The organism is Microbispora sp. H10670, assembly GCF_014161385.1.
Taxonomy (GTDB): domain Bacteria; phylum Actinomycetota; class Actinomycetes; order Streptosporangiales; family Streptosporangiaceae; genus Microbispora; species Microbispora triticiradicis.
In genome coordinates, this window is the sequence record NZ_JABBWW010000034.1 from 1 (window position 1) to 20,913 (window position 20,913).

The 20,913-nt window shown below is 73.8% G+C and carries 19 protein-coding genes; 4 read left to right on the forward strand and 15 right to left on the reverse strand.

Annotation, left to right across the window (positions count from 1 at the left end):
* Positions 1-122: 122 nt before the first annotated feature.
* From HHX33_RS30905 to HHX33_RS30915, 3 genes are read right to left on the reverse strand one after another with little or no spacing between them, the layout of a single operon-like run.
* Entirely contained in the window at positions 123-905 is a 783-nt protein-coding gene (locus tag HHX33_RS30905) for a PhzF family phenazine biosynthesis protein (RefSeq protein ID WP_182877679.1), read from the reverse strand.
* 38 nt (positions 906-943) lie between these two features.
* Entirely contained in the window at positions 944-2,050 is a 1,107-nt protein-coding gene (locus HHX33_RS30910) for an acetate/propionate family kinase (RefSeq protein ID WP_138462250.1), read from the reverse strand.
* 38 nt (positions 2,051-2,088) lie between these two features.
* Positions 2,089-3,489: an endo-1,4-beta-xylanase gene (locus tag HHX33_RS30915; protein WP_310741602.1), complete on the reverse strand. Its 1,401-nt coding sequence runs from the start codon at positions 3,487-3,489 to the stop codon at positions 2,089-2,091.
* A 185-nt stretch (positions 3,490-3,674) separates the two neighbouring features.
* Here HHX33_RS30915 and HHX33_RS30920 point away from each other — a divergent pair, with 185 nt between their 5' ends.
* The gene (locus HHX33_RS30920) at positions 3,675-4,244 is read left to right on the forward strand and encodes a CGNR zinc finger domain-containing protein (RefSeq protein ID WP_182877680.1); all 570 of its coding nucleotides are present in this window, start codon (positions 3,675-3,677) and stop codon (positions 4,242-4,244) included.
* A gap of 103 nt (positions 4,245-4,347) precedes the next feature.
* A complete protein-coding gene (locus HHX33_RS30925; protein ID WP_182877681.1) occupies positions 4,348-5,106 on the forward strand; it encodes an SDR family NAD(P)-dependent oxidoreductase in 759 nt (252 codons plus the stop codon).
* 29 nt (positions 5,107-5,135) lie between these two features.
* Here HHX33_RS30925 and HHX33_RS30930 read toward each other — a convergent pair whose 3' ends face one another.
* A complete protein-coding gene (locus HHX33_RS30930) occupies positions 5,136-5,831 on the reverse strand; it encodes a PP2C family protein-serine/threonine phosphatase (protein WP_244302242.1) in 696 nt (231 codons plus the stop codon).
* A gap of 97 nt (positions 5,832-5,928) precedes the next feature.
* On the opposite strand from HHX33_RS30930, the gene HHX33_RS30935 reads away from it, so the two are divergent.
* On the forward strand, positions 5,929-7,938 hold the full coding sequence (locus HHX33_RS30935; RefSeq protein ID WP_182877682.1) for an N-6 DNA methylase: 2,010 nt from the start codon (positions 5,929-5,931) through the stop codon (positions 7,936-7,938).
* Positions 7,939-7,978: 40 nt separating this feature from the next.
* Complete coding sequence (locus HHX33_RS30940; RefSeq protein WP_117408784.1) at positions 7,979-8,881, forward strand: serine/threonine-protein kinase; 903 nt, start codon at positions 7,979-7,981, stop codon at positions 8,879-8,881.
* 15 nt (positions 8,882-8,896) lie between these two features.
* On the opposite strand, the gene HHX33_RS30945 is transcribed toward HHX33_RS30940, so the two are convergent.
* The 11 genes from HHX33_RS30945 to HHX33_RS30995 all read right to left on the reverse strand — a co-directional run bounded on the left by HHX33_RS30945 (position 8,897) and on the right by HHX33_RS30995 (position 20,783).
* Positions 8,897-9,940 (reverse strand): DUF2293 domain-containing protein, encoded by a 1,044-nt coding sequence (locus HHX33_RS30945; RefSeq protein WP_182877683.1) that lies wholly within the window; start codon positions 9,938-9,940, stop codon positions 8,897-8,899.
* Complete coding sequence (gene rodA / locus HHX33_RS30950) at positions 9,933-11,120, reverse strand: rod shape-determining protein RodA (RefSeq protein ID WP_182877684.1); 1,188 nt, start codon at positions 11,118-11,120, stop codon at positions 9,933-9,935. Before rodA ends, HHX33_RS30945 begins: the two co-directional genes overlap by 8 nt.
* Complete coding sequence (gene mrdA, locus HHX33_RS30955; protein WP_310741603.1) at positions 11,117-13,123, reverse strand: penicillin-binding protein 2; 2,007 nt, start codon at positions 13,121-13,123, stop codon at positions 11,117-11,119. Before mrdA ends, rodA begins: the two co-directional genes overlap by 4 nt.
* On the reverse strand, positions 13,116-13,670 hold the full coding sequence (locus HHX33_RS30960; protein ID WP_182877685.1) for a hypothetical protein: 555 nt from the start codon (positions 13,668-13,670) through the stop codon (positions 13,116-13,118). The genes mrdA and HHX33_RS30960 overlap by 8 nt, the downstream gene beginning before the upstream one ends.
* Complete coding sequence (gene mreC / locus HHX33_RS30965) at positions 13,667-14,521, reverse strand: rod shape-determining protein MreC (protein ID WP_182877686.1); 855 nt, start codon at positions 14,519-14,521, stop codon at positions 13,667-13,669. Before mreC ends, HHX33_RS30960 begins: the two co-directional genes overlap by 4 nt.
* 35 nt (positions 14,522-14,556) lie before the next feature.
* Entirely contained in the window at positions 14,557-15,591 is a 1,035-nt protein-coding gene (locus HHX33_RS30970; protein ID WP_259403051.1) for a rod shape-determining protein, read from the reverse strand.
* A gap of 95 nt (positions 15,592-15,686) precedes the next feature.
* Positions 15,687-16,577: a hypothetical protein gene (locus HHX33_RS30975; protein ID WP_220502394.1), complete on the reverse strand. Its 891-nt coding sequence runs from the start codon at positions 16,575-16,577 to the stop codon at positions 15,687-15,689.
* Between the two features lie 81 nt (positions 16,578-16,658).
* Positions 16,659-17,672, reverse strand: a complete 1,014-nt coding sequence (gene speB / locus HHX33_RS30980) for an agmatinase (protein ID WP_182877687.1) — start codon at positions 17,670-17,672, stop codon at positions 16,659-16,661.
* A 41-nt stretch (positions 17,673-17,713) separates the two neighbouring features.
* Complete coding sequence (locus tag HHX33_RS30985; RefSeq protein ID WP_182877688.1) at positions 17,714-19,339, reverse strand: PH domain-containing protein; 1,626 nt, start codon at positions 19,337-19,339, stop codon at positions 17,714-17,716.
* Positions 19,340-19,359: 20 nt separating this feature from the next.
* Positions 19,360-19,821 (reverse strand): PH domain-containing protein, encoded by a 462-nt coding sequence (locus HHX33_RS30990; protein WP_244302238.1) that lies wholly within the window; start codon positions 19,819-19,821, stop codon positions 19,360-19,362.
* 122 nt (positions 19,822-19,943) lie between these two features.
* Positions 19,944-20,783, reverse strand: a complete 840-nt coding sequence (locus tag HHX33_RS30995) for an LLM class flavin-dependent oxidoreductase (RefSeq protein WP_182877689.1) — start codon at positions 20,781-20,783, stop codon at positions 19,944-19,946.
* Positions 20,784-20,913 lie beyond the last annotated feature (130 nt).

Genomic DNA, 20,913 nt, shown 5'->3' on the forward strand with positions numbered 1-20,913 from the left:
CCCGGCAGGTCACCCACACATCCGGTCCGACCGGCTCCCCGGTCCACTCACCCTGCATGCCGACGAAGTCTGGCCCCGTGCTGTCCCAAGCGAGGCCAGAACGCAAGATTTTCAGTGATCTTCTAGACCTCCAGTTCGCCCGACCAGATGGTCACGGCGTGGCCGGCGAGTTCGACGCGGTCACCCTGCGGGGTCGTGCGCACGGTCCCGCCGCGCTCCGACACCTGCTCGCCGACGAGCGCGTCCCGGCCCAGCCTGGCCGACCAGTACGGCGCGAGCACGCAGTGGGCCGAGCCGGTGACGGGATCCTCCGGCACGCCCGCCCGGGGGGCGAAGAACCGTGACACGTAGTCGGCGGAGGTGCCCTCGCCGGAGGCCGTAACGATGACGCCGCGGGCCTCCACCCCGATCAGTCGCTCCATGTCCGGGTGCACGGCCCGCACGTCCGCGACGGACCCGACCTCGACCAGGAGGTCGAACTCGCTGCGCCCGGTCCACACCGGAGTGACGCCGAGGGCCTCGACGAGGCCCTCCGGCGGCGGGCCGGGCGTGGCCGGCTTCGCCGGGAAGTCCATCGCGATCAGGCCGTCACCGGTCTGCTCGGTGGCGAGCACCCCGCTCCTCGTGGCGAACTCCAGTCGCCCGGACTCGCCAAGGGAGTACAGGACGTGCGCGGCCGCCAGGGTCGCGTGCCCGCACAGCGCGACCTCGACGGCCGGGGTGAACCAGCGCAGCGAGCGCGGCCCGTCGTCCTGCGGCAGTACGAAGGCCGTCTCAGAGTGGCGCATCTCGGCGGCGACGGCCTGCATCCACTCGTCCGGCACGGTGTCGTCGAGGAGGCAGACCGCCGCCGGGTTGCCCCGGAACGGCCGGTCGGTGAAGGAGTCAACGGTGAAGACGCGCATGCCGGCTGATTCTACGGTCGCCCCGCGCGATCAGGCGGTCAGGTGGGGTGGCCGAGGGCGGCGAGGGTCTCCCGGGCGACCTGAAGCTCCTCGCGCGGCCGTACGACGAGGACCGGCACCCGGGCGCCCTCCGGGCTGACGACGCCGTCCCGGTCCACGGCGCCGACGGCGGGAGGCGCCACGCCGAGCGGCGACAGCCTCCGGCACACCGCCTCACGCACCTCGGGCTGGTCCCAGCCGATCTCGCCGGTGAACACGAGCGCGTCGAGCCGGTCCAGGGCGGCGGTCGAGGCGGCGATCTCGCGGCTCACCCGGTGGGCGAACACGTCGAGCGCCAGCGCGGCGGCCGGAGCGCCCGACGCGACGAGGTCGCGGGTGTCCCCGGACAGGCCGTCGGAGAGCCCGAGCAGCCCGGACGAGTGCTCCAGCCCGTCGCGCAGCTCCTCCAGCGTGAGCCGCGATCCGGACAGCAGCCACAGGAGCATGCCGGGATCGACGCTGCCCGACCGTTTGCTCATCGGCACCCCCTCCAGGGGCGTGAACCCCATGGAGGTGTCCACGCTCCGCCCGGCCCGTACGGCGGACACCGAGCATCCGCCGCCGAGATGCGTGACGACGAGCCGCATGTCCTCGCGCCCGAGCAGCTCCGCCGCCCGCCGGGTCGCCCAGGCGTACGACAGCCCGTGGAAGCCGTACCGGCGCAGGCCCCAGCGGCGCCGCCACTCGGCGGGCAGCGCGTAGGTGGCGGCGGCGTCGGGCAGTTCCGCGTGGAAGGCGGTGTCGGGGCAGAGCACGTGGGGCACGGACGGCAGCACCCGCCGGGCCGCCTCGGCCAGGGCGAGCGCGGGCGGCACGTGCAGCGGCGCGAGGTCGGCGTAGCCGCGCACCGCCTCCACCACCGCGTCGTCGGCGATCGTGGGCGCGCGCACGGCCTCCCCGCCGTGCACGAGCCGATGACCGACCGCGGTGACCTCCGCACCGGTGCCGGACAGGGCGCCGGACAGGAAGTCCGACAGCGTGCGCTCCGCGGCGGCGGGGTCGGGACTCTGTTCGCTGTGCTCGCCGCGCAGCACCCGGCCCTCCCGCACGAGGTGCAGCTGGAGGCTGGAGGAGCCGGCGTTGACCGTGAGCACGACCGGTGTCATGGCGATCCGTCTCCCCGGCGTCCCGCCCCGCAAACACGTCAGGCCGGCCGGCAGGTGACCGTGGGCCAGGTCCGGTTTCCGTTGTGCCTGATCGACACGCCCCACGTGTCGCCGTGACCGTCGGGCCGGGCCGTCATGACACTCCGGGCGGAGTTCACGGTGGTGGCGGCGTTCCAGGCCGAGACGAACCTCTCCGGGTACGGCAGGGTCATGGTCACGATCCAGTCGTCCGAACCTGTGACGGTGACGACGAGGTCGTACCGGTCGAACCACTTCGGACCCGCCTTGAGGGCCGCGGTGCAACTCCCGGCGGGCGGCGTCGGGCTCGGGCTCACCGGCGGGGTGGGGCTCGGCGACGGGTCGGTGCCGGCGGCGTTGAGGGCGTCCAGCACGGCGGTGTACGCGGGCTTCTTGCCGCCGCTGCCGTCGAAGAGCAGCGGGGTGTCACTCGACCGCCAGGAGTCGGGGTCGCGGACGCCCCACACGGTGATGCCGGCGCAGCGGGGGATCGCCAGGCAGTCGTTCACCACGTTGGCGTACGTCGTGGCCGGGGCGCCCTGGATGTCCAGCTCGGTGATCTGGACGTCGACGCCGAGCGCGGCGAAGTTCCGCAGCGTGGTGCGGAAGTCGGCGCTGTACGGGGTGAGGCTGTTGAAGTGGGCCTGGAAGCCGACGCAGTCGATGGGCACGCCGCGGGACGTGAAGTCCTTGACCATGTTGTAGACGCCCTGCGTCTTCGCCCAGGACCAGTTCTCGATGTTGTAGTCGTTGTAGCAGAGCTTGGCGGCCGGGTCGGCGGCCCGCGCGGTGCGGAACGCCACCTCGATCCAGTCGTCGCCGGTCCGCTGCCAGTTGGAGTCGCGCCGCCCGCCGGTGCTGTCGGAGAAGGCCTCGTTGACCACGTCCCAGGCGTAGATCTTGCCCTTGTAGTGGGACATCACTCCGTTGATGTGGTCGATCATCGCCTGGCGGAGCGCGCTGCCGGTGAGGCTCTGCAACCACGAGGGCTCCGCCGCGTGCCACACCAGGGTGTGGCCGCGGACCCGCTTGCCGTTCTGCACGGCCCAGTCGAAGATCCGGTCGGCGGCGGTGAAGACGAACTGGCCCTGCCGGGGCTCGGTGGCGTCGAGCTTCATCTCGTTCTCGGGCGTCACCATGTCGAACTCGCGGCCGGCGATCGTGGTGTAGGCCGAATCGCCGAGCTTGCTCGCACTGATCGCGGTGCCGAAGTAACGCCCGCTGCGGGCCGCCGCCGTGCCCAGGGTCGTGCCGGGGGGCGGAGCCGGGCTGGGGCTCGCGACGGGCGCCGAACCGGCGGCGTTCGCGCCGGTCGTCCCCGCGACCGCGATACCCAAGGAGAGCGCCGCGACCACGCCCGCGACGAGCGCGCGGCGCACGCCGGGGGCCGCTGATGGTGCCAGGACACTGGGACGTTTCACGGTGGTACGTCCTTCCTCTGGGATCCTGAGCCATGACCAGGTGCGGCGACGCCGCGAGCCGAAGGCCGAATGTTTCGGATTTTTATCGAAATATTGCGATTGGACAAGCCGTGGACCGTGCCGGGTCTTTTGTAACTGTCATGTAGGATTTAGCCAGTCACGTACTGGAATGTGAAGGCGTAACCGTGAACTTCAACAGTCACACCGACGCCGTGGTGGTCATCGCCGTCGGTCTGGTGAACGCGCTGACGGCGGGCGAGGCGCGAGGGCGTCCGTACGAGCCGCCCGCGGACGGGGCGCGGGCCGAGGTCGTCGCCGAGATCCTCGACGCCGGGCGCGGCGGGGCAGTCAAGATCGGCGAGGCGGAGGCCGGTGCGCTGGCGGAGACCGCGCGGGCGCTGCGCGGCGTGTTCGAGGCGGTGTCGCGCGGGGACGTCGACACGGCGGCGCTCACGGTCAACCGCCTGCTGGCCGAGACCGACGCCCGGCCGCACCTCGACCGGCACGACGGCGAGCCCTGGCACCTGCACTTCCACGGCGCGGGCGGCACTCTCGCGGGCAACTACGCGGCCGGCTGCGCGACGGGCCTCGCCGTCGTGCTGGGCAGCGAGCTGCACGACCGGCTGGGCGTGTGCACCGCGCCTCACTGCGACCGCGTGTACGTGGACACCTCCCGCAACGGCACCCGCCGCTTCTGCTCGACCGCCTGCCAGAACCGGGTCAAGACCGCCGCATTCCGCGCCCGGGGCGCCTGACGCCCTGGTGACGGGCCCGAGTGACAGCACCGAGTGACAGGTCCTAGTGACAGGTCCGATCGCCGCCGGACCCGCCCGCCGCCCTTCCGGCAGGCTCGACGCCATGAACGAGACGAACCACATCGACGACATGAACGGCAGGGCGGCCCTGGTCACCGGGGGTGGGCGGGGCATCGGCGCGGCGGTCGTGCTGAAGCTGGCCGAGCGCGGCGCCGACGTGGCGCTGACCTATGAGCGTGACGAGGACAGCGCGGCGCGGGTGGCCGAGAAGGTCAGGGGGATGGGCCGGCGGGCGCTGGCCATCAGGGCCGACGGCGGCGACGCGGCGGCCGTCGGAGCGGCGGTGGACGAGGCCGCCGCGGCGTTCGGCAGGCTCGACGTCCTCGTCAACAACGCGGCGGTCTTCCCCGTCGCGCCGATCGAGGACCTCGGGCCGGAGGAGGTCGACCGTACGCTCGCGGTCAACGTGCGGGGGCCGTTCCTGGCCGCGCGGGCGGCGGCGGGCCACATGACCGAGGGCGGCCGTATCGTCAGCATCGGGAGCAACGTCGCCGAGCGGACGCCCTTCCCCGGGTTCGCCCTGTACGCGCTGAGCAAGACGGCGCTGATCGGGATGACCAAGGGGCTCGCGCGCGACCTCGGGCCGCGGGGCATCACGGTCAACCTCGTCAACCCTGGCCCGACCGACACCGCCCTGAACCCGGCGGACGGCCCGATGGCGGACACGATCCGGGGGCTGACGGCCCTCGGCCGCTACGCGGCGCCGGCGGAGATCGCCGAGATGGTGGCCCACCTCGCGGGCGACGGCGGCCGGTACGTCACCGGCGCGACGATCGACGTCGACGGCGGCTGGACCGTCTGACGGACGTCGCGAGCGGCGTCCGGACGGCCTCAGGCCTCGGCGGGCTCGACGTCGGCGACCACGCAGGAGATGTTGTCGGGACCGCCGCCCTCGTTGGCCAGTTCGATCAGCCGGTCGACCGCCTCACGGGGGTCGGCGACCGTGCTGAGGACGTTGTGCAGCGCCTCCGCCTCGAGGACGGCGGTCAGGCCGTCGGAGCACAGCAGGTAACGGTCGCCCGGATACGCCTCCCGCAGCGACAGGTCGGGCTCGGCCAGGCCGCTCGTCTCCAGCGCCCGCAGCAGCAGGGACCGCCGGGGGTGACGGGCGGCCTGGTCGGGGCTCATCCGCCCGTCGTCCACCAGCGACTGCACCAGGGTGTGGTCCCGCGTGATCTGGTAGAGGGCGCCGTCCCGCAGCATGTACGCCCGGGAGTCGCCGACGTGGGCCAGGGCGAACCTCCCCTCGCCGTCCCACAGCATGGCCGTGACGGTCGTGCCCATCCGTTCGAGCGTGGGGTCCTGCGCGGCGAGATCGCCCAGGCGCTGCCCGGCCTCGCGCACGGCGTCCGCCAGGGCGGCGACCGGGTCGCCGGGGGCGGGATCGTCCTCCAGGCGGGCCAGTTCGGAGATGACGGCGGCGCTGGCGACCTCGCCGTGTCCGTGACCGCCCATTCCGTCGGCGATGGCGAGCAGGCGCTCGCCCGCGTGCACCGAGTCCTCGTTCTTGGCACGCGAGCGTCCCACGTCCGACCCCGCGGCATACCGAATGCGGCTGTGCGTCATGGTTTTGAGTAAACCATTGGTTGAGTCACTTCACAAGCATGGTGCTAGGCTCATGTTCATGGATCACGAGGCCCCGGCGGACGCCGGCGTCGAAGCGACCGTGAACGCGGGTGACATCGCCCGGCTGGCCGACGTGGGCAGGGCCGCGGTCAGCAACTGGCGACGCAGGTACGACGACTTCCCCCAGCCCGTCGGCGGAACCGCGTCCAGCCCGCTCTTCTCGCTGCCCGAGGTCGAGGCGTGGCTGCGCAGGAACGGCAAGTCGTTCGAGGTGTCCCAGGGCGACCGCGTCTGGCAGCGGCTGCGCGCCTCGGCCGACGACCTGCGGCTGGGCGAGGTGATCCGCGAGGCGGGAGCCTTCCTGCTCTACGTCCAGCGCGACCCCGGCGGCTGGAAGCGGCTCGCCAGGTCCGCCGACCTCGCCGTACGGCTCCCGCGTGCCGTGGCCGAGGCGACCGGCGACCTGTTCCCGGGGGACGCGTCGAGTGTGGAACCGGGGCTGCTCCGCCTGGTCGCGGCCATGGCCGAGCGGCACGGCGCGGCCGCGACGTTCGAGTTTCTGTGCGAGCGGTACGCCGAGGCGCACAGCCGCAGGCTCGCCCTGACCCGGCCCGACGTGGCCGCCCTCATGACCCGGCTGGCCTGCGCGGAGGCGCGGACCGTGCTCGACCCCGCCTGCGGCATGGGAACGCTCCTGCTCGGCGCCGCCGAGATCATGACCGGCCCGGCAGGGGAGGCGGACGGCGTACGGCTCCTCGGCCAGGACGTCAACGAGACGGCGGCGGCGCTGGCCGCGCTGCGGCTGCTGCTGCGCGGGCGGGACGCGCGGATCGTGCCCGGGGACGCGCTGCGCCACGACGCCTTCCCGCCGGAGCGGCCGGTCGACGCGGTCGTGTGCGACCCGCCGTTCAACGAGCGGGCCTGGGGACACGAGGACCTCGTCGGCGACCCGCGCTGGCAGCACGGCATGCCGCCGCGGGGCGAGTCGGAGCTGGCCTGGGTGCAGCACTGCCTCGCCCACGTGCGGCCCGGCGGGCTGGTGGCGATCCTGATGCCGGCCGCCGCGGCGAGCCGCCGCCCGGGCCGGCGGATCCGCGCGAACCTGCTGCGGGCGGGCGCGCTGCGCGCCGTCTTCACGCTGGCCGCGGGAGGGCCCGACCTGTGGCTGCTGCGCAGGCCGGAGCCGGGCGAGCGGGGGCCCGCCACGATCGTCGTGGGCGACGCGGGCGACGACCCGGAGTCCGTCGAGCGGTGCTGGCGGGCCCACCTCACCGAGACCGAACCGCCGCGCGGCGGCCGCGTCGTCCGGATCATCGACATCCTCGACGACGAGGTGGACGTGAGCCCGGCGCGGCACCTGTCTCCGCGCGTCGACACCCGTGGCTTCCCCGCCGCGCGGGACCGCTTCCGGGAGGTGTCGGCGGCCCTGGCCGACGGCCTGCCGGACCTGGAGGTGCTCACCGGGGGTGGGGCGGGCTGGGACGTCTCCTGGTCGACCGTGGCGGAGATGGCCAGGTCCGGGCTGGTCGCCATCCGGCATTCGCCGCTGAGAGCCCTCCCGGACGGCGACGCCCCCGAGGACGGCGAGGACGGCGTGCCCGTGCTGACGGCCGACGACCTGGCGGCCGGGGCGACGGGTGCCGCTGGGGTGACGGGGGCCGCGCCGGCGCGGCGGATTCCCCTCGCCCCCGGCCTGGTCGCCGTACGGCCCGGGGACGTCGTGGCGTCCGCGCTGACCGCGCGTGTGGTCACGGCGGACGGTGCGGTGCTCGGCCCGTACCTCAGCCTGTTCCGGGTCGATCCCGGCAAGGTGGACCCCGAGTTCCTCGCCGGGTTCCTGCGGTACGCGGCGGGCGGGGGCCGTCCGCACCCGGGCAGCGGCCGGGTGGAGGCCCGCCGGGCCCGGGTCCCTCAGCTTCCCCTGACCGTCCAGCGGGAGTACGGCGCGGCCTTCCGCCGGCTGCTCGCGCTGGAGGACGGCCTGCGGGAGGTGGCCGCCGCCGGGGAGGCGCTCGCCCGCCTCGGCGTCGAAGGGCTGGTCGGCGGACGTCTTCGCCCGCGCGGGTAACGGTGTAGCTTTTTCCCCGAAAGGTCGACGGGAGGGGCGCATGGTCATCGGCGACCGGTATGAGCTGGACGACCTTCCCCTGGGCCAGGGAGGAATGGGCGCCGTTTACGGCGGCCACGACCGGCGGCTCGACCGCAAGGTGGCGGTGAAGTTCCTGCGCCTGCCCGACGGCCCCGACGAGGAGCTGCAGCGCCGGTTCATCCGCGAGGCGCGCATCCTGGCGAAGCTCGACCATCCCGGGGCGCCCGTCCTGTACGACTTCGGCACCTACGAGCAGCGGCTCTTCCAGGTCATGCAGTTCATCGAGGGCGTGACCGTGGCCGACCTGCTGAGCGAGCACGGCCCGCTGCCGGTGCCCTGGGCGGCGGCCGTCGCCGCCCAGGCCTGCGCCGTGCTGACCGCCGCGCACAAGCTGTCGATCTGCCACCGGGACCTCAAGCCGACCAACCTCATGCTCTGCCCGGACGGCAGCGTGAAACTGCTCGACTTCGGGCTCGCGATGCTCCGCGAGCCAGACCGCGCGGGGGTGGCGGCCCAGTTCACCCGGATCGGGCAGATCCTCGGCACCCCGGCGTACATGTCGCCCGAGCAGATCCAGCGCGGGGTGGCCGGGCCGAAGAGCGACCTGTACTCCCTCGGCTGCGTGCTGCACGAGATGCTGACGGGCAACCAGCTGTTCACCGGGCCCACCGAGTACGCCGTGTTCGACAAGCAGGTGAAGGAGCGGCCGCCCCGCGTGCCGGGGGTCCCCGCCGCGCTCGACCACCTGATCGCCGAACTGCTGGAGAAGGACCCGGACCGGCGCCCGTCCGACGCGTACACCCTGTTCGAGCGGCTGCAGCCGTTCGCGGTGGACCTGCCCCCGCTGCCCGGCTTCCTCAACCCGTCGTCGGTGCCCAGCCCGGGGCGCATGTACGCCCAGATGATCGGCCGCGTCCGCTGACGCACCGAGAGCCGCTCAGGCCCGCCAGGCGGTGAGCACCTCGTCGACGCGGGAGCGGATCCGCTCGCGGGCGGCCATCCGCGGCACCCCCGACATGAGCAGCACGTCGTAGTCGGTGTCCAGGTGACGCACGCTCGCGACCACGGCGAGCGTGACGGCGCCCTCGTCCAGCGCGCGGGCGGCGGCGGTGCGGCCGACCCGCCCGCTGCCGCGTACGGCGGCGTGCCCGGCGATGGCCTCGGCCCGCCCGGCGGGACAGCCGGGGAACAGCCGGCGGATCTCCGCGGCCATCCGGTCCCGGAACCCGGCGTCCTCGTCCGCCCGGCGCTCGCGGTCGCGCTCCCGGCGGCGCAGCCGCACCTCCTCGTCGGCCAGGCACTGCTCCTCGGCCCGCGCCAGCGCCTCCTCCTCCACGAGGACGCCGAGCCGCTCGTACCTCTTGCGCCGCCGGTTGAAGCGGACCACGACGGCCGACAGCCCGCTCTCCTTCTTGGCGCGGCGGCTCAGCGCGGCGTTCCCCGCGGGCAGCAGGCACAGATGGTCCATGTCGGCGCACGTCAGACAGTGCGGCGCGTCGTCCTCCATGATCAGGTACGGCCCGCTCTCCGCGCAGCCGGCGCAGGTCCACGCCTCCGACGGTGCGACGACCACGAGGTCGGGGGCCCGGCCCTGCCGGTCCTCGATCTGCCGCCGCCGGGCCTCGCTCAGGTCGGGCGACAGCCAGTGGATCCGGAAGGCGCGCTCCGTCTCCTCGCCGCCCACGGCGGTGAAGCGCAGGGGCCGCCGGTCGCGGGTCCCGGCCGTGTACGCCGCCTCGCTCTCCAGGAGGTTCCGCGACCGGGCCCACTCCCGCAGATGCGACAGGGCCTCCTCCATCCGGTCCGCGTCCACGGCGGCCAGCCGTTCCAGGCTGTCCACGCGGCCCTGCCGCCAGGTCTGCACATGGCGGTCGTGCAGCCAGCGCAGGCCGGTGAGGACGTCGATGGGGGTCACGTATCTGCGGTTGGCCAGGGCGATCTCCGCCGCCTGGGCCACCCGTCCGCCGAGCTTGCTACGCACTCCTCCTAGATTGCCGTATGCGGGGCGTGCGGGTGCGGCGGTTCACGGCGGCGAGCAGCCCCACGGCCGCCAGGCTGGAGATCGTGGCCGACCCGCCGTACGAGACGAACGGCAGCGGCAGCCCGGCGATGGGCAGCAGGCCCATCGTCATCCCCACGTTGACGAACGTCTGGAACGCCAGCCAGCACACCACCCCGCCGGCCAGGACCGTGCCGAACGGGGAGGGGCTCCTGGCCGCGATCCACAGACCCCGCCACAGCAGGGCGAGCATCAGCAGGATCACGCAGGCGCCGCCGAGGAAGCCGAGTTCCTCGCCGGCCACCGTGAAGATGAAGTCGGTGTGCTGTTCGGGCACGAAGTGGCCGGCCGTCTGCTCGCCGTGGAACAGGCCCTTGCCGAGCAGCCCGCCCGAGCCGATCGCGATCCTCGCCTGCGTGGCGTTGTAGCCGACGCCCATCGGGTCGGCGTCGGGGTCGGCCAGCACCATCAGTCGCTGGAGCTGGTAGGGCCGGATGAGGTCGAGCCGCCACACCAGCAGCACCCCGGCGGCGCCGGCCGCGGCGAACGCCGCGAACCACCTCTTGGGCGCGCCGGAGACGGCGATCATCCCGAAGGTGAGGACCAGGAAGACCAGGGCGGTGCCGTGGTCGGGCTGCAGCGCGATCAGGCCGACCGGCACCGCGGCCACTCCCAGCGCGAGCAGCACCGCCCCCGCGCCCGGCCTCCGCTCCCCGTCGCGCAGCTCACCGAGGATCGTCGCGAGCGCGAGCAGCGTGGCCGCCTTGGCGAACTCGGACGGCTGGAACTGGAGGCCGTTCCCGAGGACGATCCAGGCGTGCGAGCCGTTGATCGTGCGGCCGAGCGGGGTCAGCACGGCGACCAGCCCGGCGAGCCCGAGCAGGTAGAGCAGCGGCACGTAGGCCCGCAGCAGCCGCAGGTCGATCCGTGAGACGGCCCACATCAGCGCGAAGCCGATGCCCACGCTGATGGCCTGCCGTTCCGGCAGCGTGGAGCCCGGCCGGCCGCGGGTGGCCGACCACACCAGCAGCAGCCCGATCGCCGACAGTGCGGCGGCGGGCAGCACCAGTCCCAGGGCGGGGAGGGTGACGCCCGCCGAGGCCCGCCGGCGGGTCGAGCGGGCCGGCGGCAGCCGTACGGACAGGGGACCCAGCGTCGTCATCGCCCACCACCCTTTTTGTGCTTCTTGGGGTGCTTCTTGTGGTGGGTGAGCGCGTCGATGCCCTCCCAGATCTCCCTGGCCGCGGGGGCCGCCGTGGTCCCGCCCGTGCCGCCCTGCGACACCACGACCACCACGACGTACCTGGGGTCCTTGGCGGGGGCGAAGGAGGCGAACCACGAGGTGTCCTGCCTGCCGTACGCCTCGGCGGTACCGGTCTTGCCGGCCACCGGGAAGCGCTTGAGCGGGAACCCCGCGAACGCGGCGGCGGCGGTTCCCTCGCGCGGCACGCCGGCCAGCGAGTCGCGGATGAAGCGCAACGTCTTCCGGGAGACGTCGATCCTGCCCACGACGGGCGGGGCGATGGTGCGGACCACCGTGCCGTCGGGACGCTCGATCCGCTTGCCGATCCTCGGGCTGAAGACCGTGCCGCCGTTGGCGAGCGCGGCGTAGCCCCGGGCGAGCTGGAGCGGCGTCACCAGCACGTCGCCCTGGCCGATGGAGAAGTTGGCCGCGTCGCCGGCCCACCAGACCCCGCCGGAGCGGCAGTTGTCGGCCGCGAGCGCCTTGAGGTAGGCCGCCCGCCCGCGGTCGGACTCCTCCGGGTAGCCGCTCTTGGCGCGGCGGCAGGAGTCGGCCCGGGTCCGCTCCCAGTTGGCCTTCTTCCAGGCCCGGTCGGGCACCCTCCCGGCCGCCTCGTGCGGCAGGTCGATCCCGGTCGGCGTGCCGAACCCGAACTCCTTCGCCATCTCCTGCATCGGGTCCTTGGGCCGCTTCACGGGCGTCAGCCCGCCGTCGCGCTTCCACATCCGCTCCGCGAAGCGGTAGAAGATCGTGTCGCAGGAGACCACCAGGGCCCGCCGCATGTCCATCCGGCCCAGTTCGGCGCTCTCGAAGTTGTGGAACACCCGGCCACCGATCTTGTAGCCGCCCGGGCAGTCGTAGGAGTCCCGCAGCCCGTAGCCCGCCTTCGCCGCCGCGGCCGTCGAGGTGACCTTCCACGTCGACCCCGGGGCCCACTGCCCCTGCACGGCGGCGCTGATCAGCGGCAGGTCCTCGTAGGCGCGCTGGGAGATGCCGCCGGTCCACACGCCGGGGTCGTAGCTGGGGTAGTCGGCGATCGCCGTCACCCGCCCGGTCCTCGCCTCCAGCACGACCGCCGCGCCGCTGTCGGCGGGCTCGCCGCGCCGGCGCGCGCCGGTCACCGCCCGGGCCAGCGCCCGCTCGGCGACCTCCTGGACGCGCGCGTCGATGCTGGTCACCAGCGTCTCGCCGGGTACGGCGGCCTCCTCGCGGATCAGGCCGGTGACCTTGCCGGTGCTGTCCACCGCCACCTCCCTGATCCCGGTCCGGCCGGCCAGGTCGCGGTCGTACCGCGCTTCGAGGCCGTCGCGGCCGATCAGCTCCGGACCCCCTTCGGGGTCGTCGGGGGAGGGCGGCTGCAGGTAGCCGAGGACGTGCGCCGCGGCGGGGCCGAGCGGATAGGTCCGGACCGGCCGCAGCGCCGTGCTGACGCCGGGGAACTCGTTCTGCCGCTCCGCGATCCACAGCGCCGTGCGGACGCTGACGTCGTCGGCGACGACGATCGGCTGGTACGGCGAGCCGGGCCAGCACGGCCGCGGCACGTCCCTGCCGCACAGCCGGGCCCGGTCGGCGAGCTCCTGGTACGGCCGGCCCAGGGCCCGCGCCAGCCTGGTCAGCACGTCCGTCCCGCCGTCGGGCTGGTGGAGGAGGGCCATGTAGTCCACCGACACCTGCGGCCGGGTCTCGTTGGCCACGAGCGGCCGGCCGCGCACGTCGAGGATCTGCCCGCGCACGGGCGGCAGGACCACCGAGCGCACCCGCGACTCCGTCGCGGCCCTCGAATACGACGAGCCGGTGACGACCTGCAGGTACCACAGGCGGCCGAGCAGAGTCAGCATGAGCGTGGTGACCACGACGAACACCACCGTGAGGCGCCCCCGGTTGGCGTTTCCCCGGATGCCGCCGGGGGCGCCGCTACGCACGCCGTCCCCCGCGCGGGTACAGGGGGCGGGAGGCCGGCACCCGTCCGAAGGACCGGCGCCGGGGGAGGAGGGCGAGCCCGGCCGTCACGAGAGCGGCGCCGCCGGTGGTCCAGGCGATCGCGCCGGGGGCGAGCGCGGCGGCCCAGGGGGTCCCGTCCAGCAGGGCCGCGAGCACGCCCTCGGCGAGTGACGCGCCGAGGGCCACGAGGGCGGCGCCCGCGACACGGCGCGCGGCCCCGTCGTCGGCGGGGATCCGCGTGGCCGCCCAGCCGGCCAGGCACAGCACCAGCGCGAGCCGTCCGATGGTGTGGTCGGCGGGCGGGGCGACGTCGGCGGCCAGGCCCGCGGCGAACCCCAGGAGCGCTCCGGCCCCGGTGCCCGGCCCCGCGCCCGCGACAGCCCTGGCCCGCAGCAGCGGCACGAGTGCGATGACGCAGATCAGCACGATGTCGGGCACTCCCCCGGGAAGCGCCCACCCGTTGACCACGGTGACCTGGAGAACCGGCGCGGCGAGGACGAGGAGCACGGAGAGGATGACCGCCCTCATCGAGCCCCCTCCGCGTGCCCGGACGTGTCCTTCTTCTTCGCCTTCTTCTTTTTCTTCGACTTCTTGGACTTGTTGGTCTTCTCGGACTTCTTCTCGGGCTCCTTCGTGGAAGTGTCCGTGACGGCCGGGGCGTCCGGCAGCGGCCCGAGGACCACCGTGACGTTCTCCAGCGCGGTGAACCGTGCGAAGGGGCGCACGAGCGCGGTCCTGGTCAGGGCGTCCGCCGCCGGCTCGACCGTGACGACGGTGCCGATCGGCACGTCCGGCACGAAGGGCCGCAGGTCGCGCGAGCCCAGCGTCACCACCCGGTCGCCCGGCTTCACGTCGGCCGAAGGATTGAGCAGGCCCAGCCGCAGCAGGCCGTGCTCGGGGACGCCGGTCACCAGGCCGACCTCCCGCGAGCCCTCCAGGCGGGCGCCGACGGAGGCGCCGGAGGCGGTGGCGAGCTGCACCGTCGCCGTCCCCGGGCCGGTCCGCAGGACCCGGCCGACCAGCCCGTCGGCGTCGAAGACCGTCATGTCGGGGGTCACCCCGGCGTCGGCGCCGGCGTCGATCGTGACGGTGCCGTCCCGGCCGAAGCCGACGGCGTGGGCCGAGACGACCTGATAGCCGTTCCCCTCGGCCGGGGGCGGGGTGGCCCGGCGGGCGGCGAGCAGTTCGGCGCGCAGCCGGGCGTTCTCCCGTTCGAGGTCCTCCAGGCGGCCCGCGCCCGACGCCCAGCGGACGCCGGAGGACGCCGCGTCCTCCAGCCCGCCGTAGACGGCCGACCCGAACACCCGCAGGGGGTCCAGCGGGATCACCGTGTCCGCCGCGATCAGCGCGACGGCGGCGAGCACCAGCAGCACGGGCACCCTGCGACCGGGGCGGCCTGGGTGACCTGCCGTCCTCATCTGCGGGTTTCGGGGAGGAACACGTCCCGCATGTCGTCGAATCGCTCGGTGCAGCGGCCCGCGCCCAGCACGACCGACTGGAGCGGCTGGTCGACGAGGTGGATCGGCATGCCGACCGCCTCTTCGAGCCGCCCGGCGAGGCCTTCGAGCAGCGCCCCGCCCCCGGTCAGCACGATCCCGTTGTCGAGCAGATCGCCCGCGAGCTCGGCCGGGCACTGGTCCAGCGTGGTCTGGACGGCGTCGACGATCGTCTGGACCTGGTCCTCGATGGCCTCCCTGACCTGGCCCCTGGTGATCGTCGCCGTCTTGGGCAGGCCGGTGACCAGGTCGCGGCCCCGGATCGGCCGCGTCGTCGTGTCGTCGCCGCCCGGCCGCGCGCTGCCCATGGTGATCTTGATGTGCTCGGCCGTGCGCTCGCCGAGCAGGAGGGAGTGTTCCTTCTTGACGTAGTTGACGATCGCCTCGTCGAGTTCGTCGCCGCCGACCCGCACCGACTTCGACACGACCACCCCGCCGAGCGAGACGATCGCGACCTCGGTGGTCCCGCCGCCGATGTCCACGACCATGTTGCCGGTCGTGTCGCCCACGTTGAGGCCCGCGCCGATCGCCGCGGCCATGGGCTCCTCGATGATGTGGACGCGCCGGGCGCCCGCCTCGTACGCCGCCTCGCGGACCGCGCGCTGCTCGACGCTGGTGGTGCCGCTCGGCACGGCGACGACGACGCGGGGCTTGGCCAGGTAGCGGTTCCGGTGCGCGAGCTGGATGAAGTGCCGCAGCATGCGCTCGGCGGCGTCGAGGTCGGCGATCACGCCGTCCTTGAGCGGGCGCAGAGTCGCGATGTGGGGCGGGGTCCGCCCGATCATCTCCTTCGCGGCGGTCCCGACGGCCACGATCCGGTCGCTGTGCAGGTTGATCGCCACGACCGAGGGCTCGTCCAGGACGACGCCCTTCTTGCGCACGTACACCAGCGTGTTGGCCGTACCGAGGTCGACCGCCATGTCCCGGCCGAGCAATCCCCACGGGAAACCCATCGGCGACCAGCTTTCAGAGAGGAGGGAGAGCACGCGTGATCGCTGCCCGCCGCCCCCGCCTCTGAAACAGAACACATCCGCACGAAAGCGGGCCGCTAGGTGACGCTGAGATAGAGGTCTCTCGCCAGCTTCGTCACCCGTTCGGCCGACTTCGCGAAGGACGCCCCCGAGGGCTGCAGGGTGAGCACGACCATGATCAGCCGGTCGCTGATCACGCCTGTAGTGTGGAGCACCGGACGGCCGAAATCAACCGGTTCGCGGCCCATCGTGACCGGCCCGATACGGTATGACGCGGCCTTCGCGCGGGCGCACCGGACCGGGGGCACCGAGCCGTACCCGGACCATCCCTGCTTGATCGCCCAGGGTCGGGGGACGGCGCGGGGAATGCCGAAGTACTGGTCGAAGCCGTCGCTCGCGCACCGCCAGGCCTGGCGCAGGTTGCCCAGGACGAAGTCGCGGACGCGGGGTTCGGCCCGCTTCAGCAGATATCGGTAGACGAGCGCGATGTCGGCCGCGCTGATGGCGGTGTAGCCCCAGAAGCCGGGTTTGGCCGCGGGCGGCGGGGAGGTTTCGGACAGGCCGATCCGGCGCGCCATCCGCCGGACGATCTCGCCCTGCCCCCCGCGCCGCCACAGGGCGGTGGCGGCGTCGTCGTCGCTGCCGCGGAGCATGGGCGTCAGCAGCGCCCTGTCCCTGGCGGGGATCGCGCCCCGGTGCCGCTCCAGGTAGTCGGTCGCGATGAGGATCTTGACCACCGACGCCGACCGGAACCGGTGGTGCGCCAGATGCTGCGCGACGGTCCTGCCGGTCGCCAGGTCCACCATCGAGTATCCCGCCGTGACTCCGGCCGGTACCCGCACCGGTTTCGCCGACGACCGCACGGCTGCTCGCGCGGCCGCCTGGGGCGCCGGCTTCGCGGTGGTCGCGGCGGTGGCGGCCGCGGGGGTGCCGTTCGCCGAGCAGGCCGTCAGGAGCGCCGTGAGCACGACGGCCAAGGCAGTCGATGCGGCCGTGGGTGCGGCGGTTCTCGATCGCGTCACCCGGCCATGACTATCAGATGGAGCGGGTCAGCGTCCGTCGAGGAGGGGACGCCTGGGGTCCCAGCGGGTGCCCTCGGCGGCGTCCCTGCGGCGCCGGGCGATGGCCGACAGCGCCTCCAGGACGACCCGATTGCCGAGGTAGGCCGTGATGTCCGCGTGGTCGTACGGCGGGGCCACCTCGACGATCTCCAGCCCGACGACCGGCAGTTCGTAACAGGTCCTGCGGACGGCGTCGAGAAGCTGGCGGGCCGACAGGCCGCCCGGCTCGGGCGTGCCGGTGCCCGGCGCGTGGCCGGGGTCGCAGACGTCCACGTCGACCGACAGGTAGACCCCGTCGCAGTCGTCGAGCGCGATCGCGTACGCCTCGGTGAGGCACTCGTCGAGCCCCCTGGCGACGATCTCCGCCATCTCGTACGACCGCATCCGCTGACCGGCCATCCAGTCGAGGATCTCGGGGCCGGGCCAGTAGCCGCGCAGGCCGATCTGCAGGAAGCGGTCGCCCCGGATCGCGCCCGACTCGATCAGCCGCCGCATCGGCTGCCCGTGGCCGTGCAGGTGGCCGAACTCGATGTCGCCGGTGTCCGCGTGCGCGTCGAAGTGGATCATGGAGACGCGGCCGAAGCCGTGGTGCCGCGCCACGCCGGTCGCGTCGGGCAGGGCGATCGTGTGGTCGCCGCCGAGGACGACGGGGACGGCCCCGGAGGCCGCGATGCGGGCGACGGCGTCCTCGATCGCGCGCAGGCTGCCCTCGATGTCGCCGGCGTAGGTCTCCACGTCCCCGGCGTCCAGCACACGCAGGTCCTTGAGGGCGTCCACGCGCAGCGCCAGGCTGGGGCGGGAGCCGTCGTGGGGGAGATAGCACGTCTGGCGGATGGCGTTCGGGCCGAAGCGGGCCCCCGGGCGGTGCGAGGTGCCGCCGTCGAAGGGCGCGCCCAGGATCACGACGTCGGCTCCCGCGTAACCGGCCGGGTCGTCGAGGTCGCAGCGCTCGACCCCGAGGAAGGTGATGTCGGGGCCGAACATCTGGCCGTAGCGGCTCATCCCACTCCTGGCAGTCAATCGGTCTTATCGGACATCACATGCTATTGGCTGACAGAACCGGCATGTTGCAGGAACGGGTCGAGCAGGCCGGGGGTGCCCGCGGTGGCCAGGCGCAGCGCCTCGGCGAGTTCGACGTCGCGCACCTGGTAGCTCTGCCCGCCCGCCGCGGTGGTCGCCGTCAGCGTGGCGAGGCCCGCCCGCCGCTGGAAGAACGACCGCTCGACGGTCCAGCCGATGACGCCGTCGCACCGCAGCACGACCCGGCGGCGGACGAGCGAGCCCCATCGGGTCACCAGATATCCCGAGGTCAGGGCGTGTCCGAGGGATCGGTAGCGGTCGGCGGCGAGGAGCGCCGTCACCGGCAGCAGGGCGGCGGCGGTGAGCCAGGGCCACAGGGGCGGCTCGCCCAGCGCCCACAACAGGAGCAGCGCGGCCAGGATCGGCACGTGCACGCCGAACGCGCGGGTGAACCGGCGGCGCAGCGCTGCGGGCCCGTGCGGGATGAGGGGCGCGGTCAGGGGCTCGGTGAAGGGCTCGGTGAAGGGCTCGGTCAGGGGTGCCGGGCCGGTGGCGCCGGGCGCGTGGGACAGCACGAGCCGGGCCACCGCGGCGGCCTCCGCGCGGGGCGCGGGCGGCAGCAGCATCGAGCCGCCGCGCTGGCCGCCCTGCCCCGAGCGCAGGCCGGTCGTCACCGCGGACAAGCGGGCTCCGCGTACGGCCCGCAGCAGCAGGGGCTCGTCGACCTCGACGCCCCGCAGCCGCCGTTCCTCGATGGTGGTGGCCCGCCGGGTCAGCAGGCCCCGGGTCACGTGCAGGGTGCCCTCGGCGTGCCGGGTCAGCCGGAAGTTCCCGTACGCCAGGACGTAGCCGAGCGTGGACGCGACGCCCACGAACACCACGAGCACGAGCACCACCGTCGCGATCTCCAGCGCGAGCGACATCGCGCTGAACCACCGCCAGGTCTCCCGGACCGGCCCAACCCGGTCGAGGTCGATGTTCCCCTCCGAGACCAGGCGGGACACGAAGCCGCCGACGACGCCCACGGTGACCAGCCCGGACATGGTGAACGGCCCGAACCTGACCCACCCGGGACGCATCCGCGCGAGCTCGGTCTCCGGCGTGCTCCCGGCGGGCGGCGGCACCGGCGACGCCGCGGAGGACTGGGTCGCGGAGGACCGGGCCGCCGCGGGCTGGGCGGCGGGGGAGCGGTGCAGCAGTTCCACGCGCAGGTTGGCGGCCTCGGCGGCGCTCAGCGCGTCGAGCTTGAGCCGGCTGTCGTGCCTGCGGTCGGAGGTGCCCGTCCCCACCTCCACCCGGGCCAGGCCGAGCACGCGGTGCAGCACGTGGGAGGTGACGTCGACGGTGCGGACCCGGTCGCGGGGCACGGTCAGCACCTTCCGGTTCAACAACCCGCGCCTGACCTGCACGTGCTCGGGGGAGATCCGGTACGTCGTGGTGAACCAGCGGAGCATGCCGAACAGGACCGTCAGGCCGACGCCCGCGAGGGTCCACAGGTGGCCCTTCCCGCCGCTGCTCGTTCCCGCCACCAGCAGGCCGAGCAGCGCCGGGGCGGCCCGTACGACCTCCTGGACCGGGTGGACCAGCAGCATCCGCGGGCTGAGCCGCCGCCAGTCGGTCGGGGCCGGGCCGCTTACGGGACCGGTCATCGAGCTGCTCACCGAGCCGCTCATGTCGCGTCGCCCGCCGTCGCCTGCGCGTTGGCGGTGAGCTCGGCGACCAGGCGCTGGGCCGTGTCCCGGTCGAGACCGCCGACCTTGATGGGACCGGCGGCCGAGGCCGTGGTGACGGTGACGTTGGCGAGGCGGAAGAGCTGCTCCAGCGGGCCGCGCTCGCTGTCCACCGTCTGGATGCGGGAGACGGGGGCGATGCGCCACTCCTGCCGGAACCACCCCGACTGGGTGAACACCGCCGCCGGGGTGGCCTCCCAGCGGTGCACCCGGTAACGCCACAGCGGCATGAGCGTGACGTGCGCCGCCGCGACGACGGCGGTCGCGGCGAGGCCGATGACGTGCGCGGAGAGCGGCACGCCCGCATCGTCGGCCACCAGCCAGATCACCTGGGCCGCAAGAAGGATGAGCCAGCCCAGAGCGGCCCGCGCGGCCCAGTACCAGATGGCGGTGCGGCTCACGCGGTGCCGAGGGGGTCGGAGGGTCGGGACGTCCACGCCTCAACTCTGCCCGATCCGCCGACCTCCCGGGCATCCGCCCATGCCGCCCGTGCGGAGCCGCGGGTGAGGGGGTCACTCCTGGGTCAGAGGGCCGACAGGAGCTCGCGGACGTGGGAGAGCGGGTCGGCGCCCACGGGGCGGACGGCGACCGTGGTCACGCCCGCCTGCCACAACGCCCTGACGTGCGCGGACGCCTCCTGCGGGGAGCCCACCGCCATGGCGACCTCCTCCGGCGCGACCCGCAGGAACGCCGCCTGCCACTCCGCCGCGGGCCGCATGACCTCGCGTGCGTCGTCGCCGACGCAGAGGTAGACGAACGCCACCACTTCGTGATCACCGGTCGCGCCGACGCGCTCGATGACCGAACGCAGCCGCTCCGGGCCCAGCCCCTCTGGGAGGATCGTGCCCTCGGCCACCCGCCCCGACAGGGCCAGCGAGCGGGGGCTCACCACTCCGGCGAGGACGGGCGGCGGCTCGGCCGGCGGGTGGACGAGGCGGACGCCGTCCAGGCTCACCTCGCGTCCGTGCAGGGTGACGGTCTCGCCGCGCAGCAGCGCCCGTACGGACGTGATCGTCTCCTCCAGCAGCGACAGCGGTGACGAGGCGGCGGCGCCTGCCTGACGCATCCACGCCTGCACTCCGTGCCCGATCCCGGCGGCCAGCCGCCCGGGATGGAGGCGGGCCAAATTGGCCAGCTCCATCGCCAGCAGCATGGGATTGCGCAGGGGCGCCGGGGTGATGCCGATGCCCACACGCAGGCGTGTGGTCGCGGCCAGCGCCGTGGCCGCCGAGGAGATCGCGCCCGTCCAGCCGAGGTCCTCCACCACCCACAGGTCGGAGACCGCGGTGCCGTCGAGTTCCCGGGCGAACCGGGGGAGCGACTCCGGCGGGAGGTCGCGGTCGAAGACGACTCCAAGCCTCACGGGCGGCCCTCCAGTGTGCGAGATCGGCTCCACGGCCTTCCAAGTATCCAGGACGAGGGAGGCGCGGACGGGCACAGGCACCTGCCGTGAGACAGGTGCCTGTGCCGGAGAGCCGGAGCGTGCCTCCGTA

Bases quoted from the DNA above. Each gene is read 5' to 3' on its own strand.
- HHX33_RS30910 (WP_138462250.1), bottom strand. From the start codon at position 2,050: ATGACACCGGTCGTGCTCACGGTCAACGCCGGCTCCTCCAGCCTCCAG.
- HHX33_RS30905 (WP_182877679.1), bottom strand. From the start codon at position 905: ATGCGCGTCTTCACCGTTGACTCCTTCACCGACCGGCCGTTCCGGGGC.
- HHX33_RS30940 (WP_117408784.1), top strand. From the start codon at position 7,979: ATGGTCATCGGCGACCGGTATGAGCTGGACGACCTTCCCCTGGGCCAG.
- HHX33_RS30935 (WP_182877682.1), top strand. From the start codon at position 5,929: ATGGATCACGAGGCCCCGGCGGACGCCGGCGTCGAAGCGACCGTGAAC.
- rodA (WP_182877684.1), bottom strand. From the start codon at position 11,120: ATGACGACGCTGGGTCCCCTGTCCGTACGGCTGCCGCCGGCCCGCTCG.
- speB (WP_182877687.1), bottom strand. From the start codon at position 17,672: ATGAGCCGCTACGGCCAGATGTTCGGCCCCGACATCACCTTCCTCGGG.
- HHX33_RS30925 (WP_182877681.1), top strand. From the start codon at position 4,348: ATGAACGAGACGAACCACATCGACGACATGAACGGCAGGGCGGCCCTG.
- HHX33_RS30970 (WP_259403051.1), bottom strand. From the start codon at position 15,591: ATGGGTTTCCCGTGGGGATTGCTCGGCCGGGACATGGCGGTCGACCTC.
- HHX33_RS30960 (WP_182877685.1), bottom strand. From the start codon at position 13,670: ATGAGGGCGGTCATCCTCTCCGTGCTCCTCGTCCTCGCCGCGCCGGTT.
- HHX33_RS30985 (WP_182877688.1), bottom strand. From the start codon at position 19,339: ATGACCGGTCCCGTAAGCGGCCCGGCCCCGACCGACTGGCGGCGGCTC.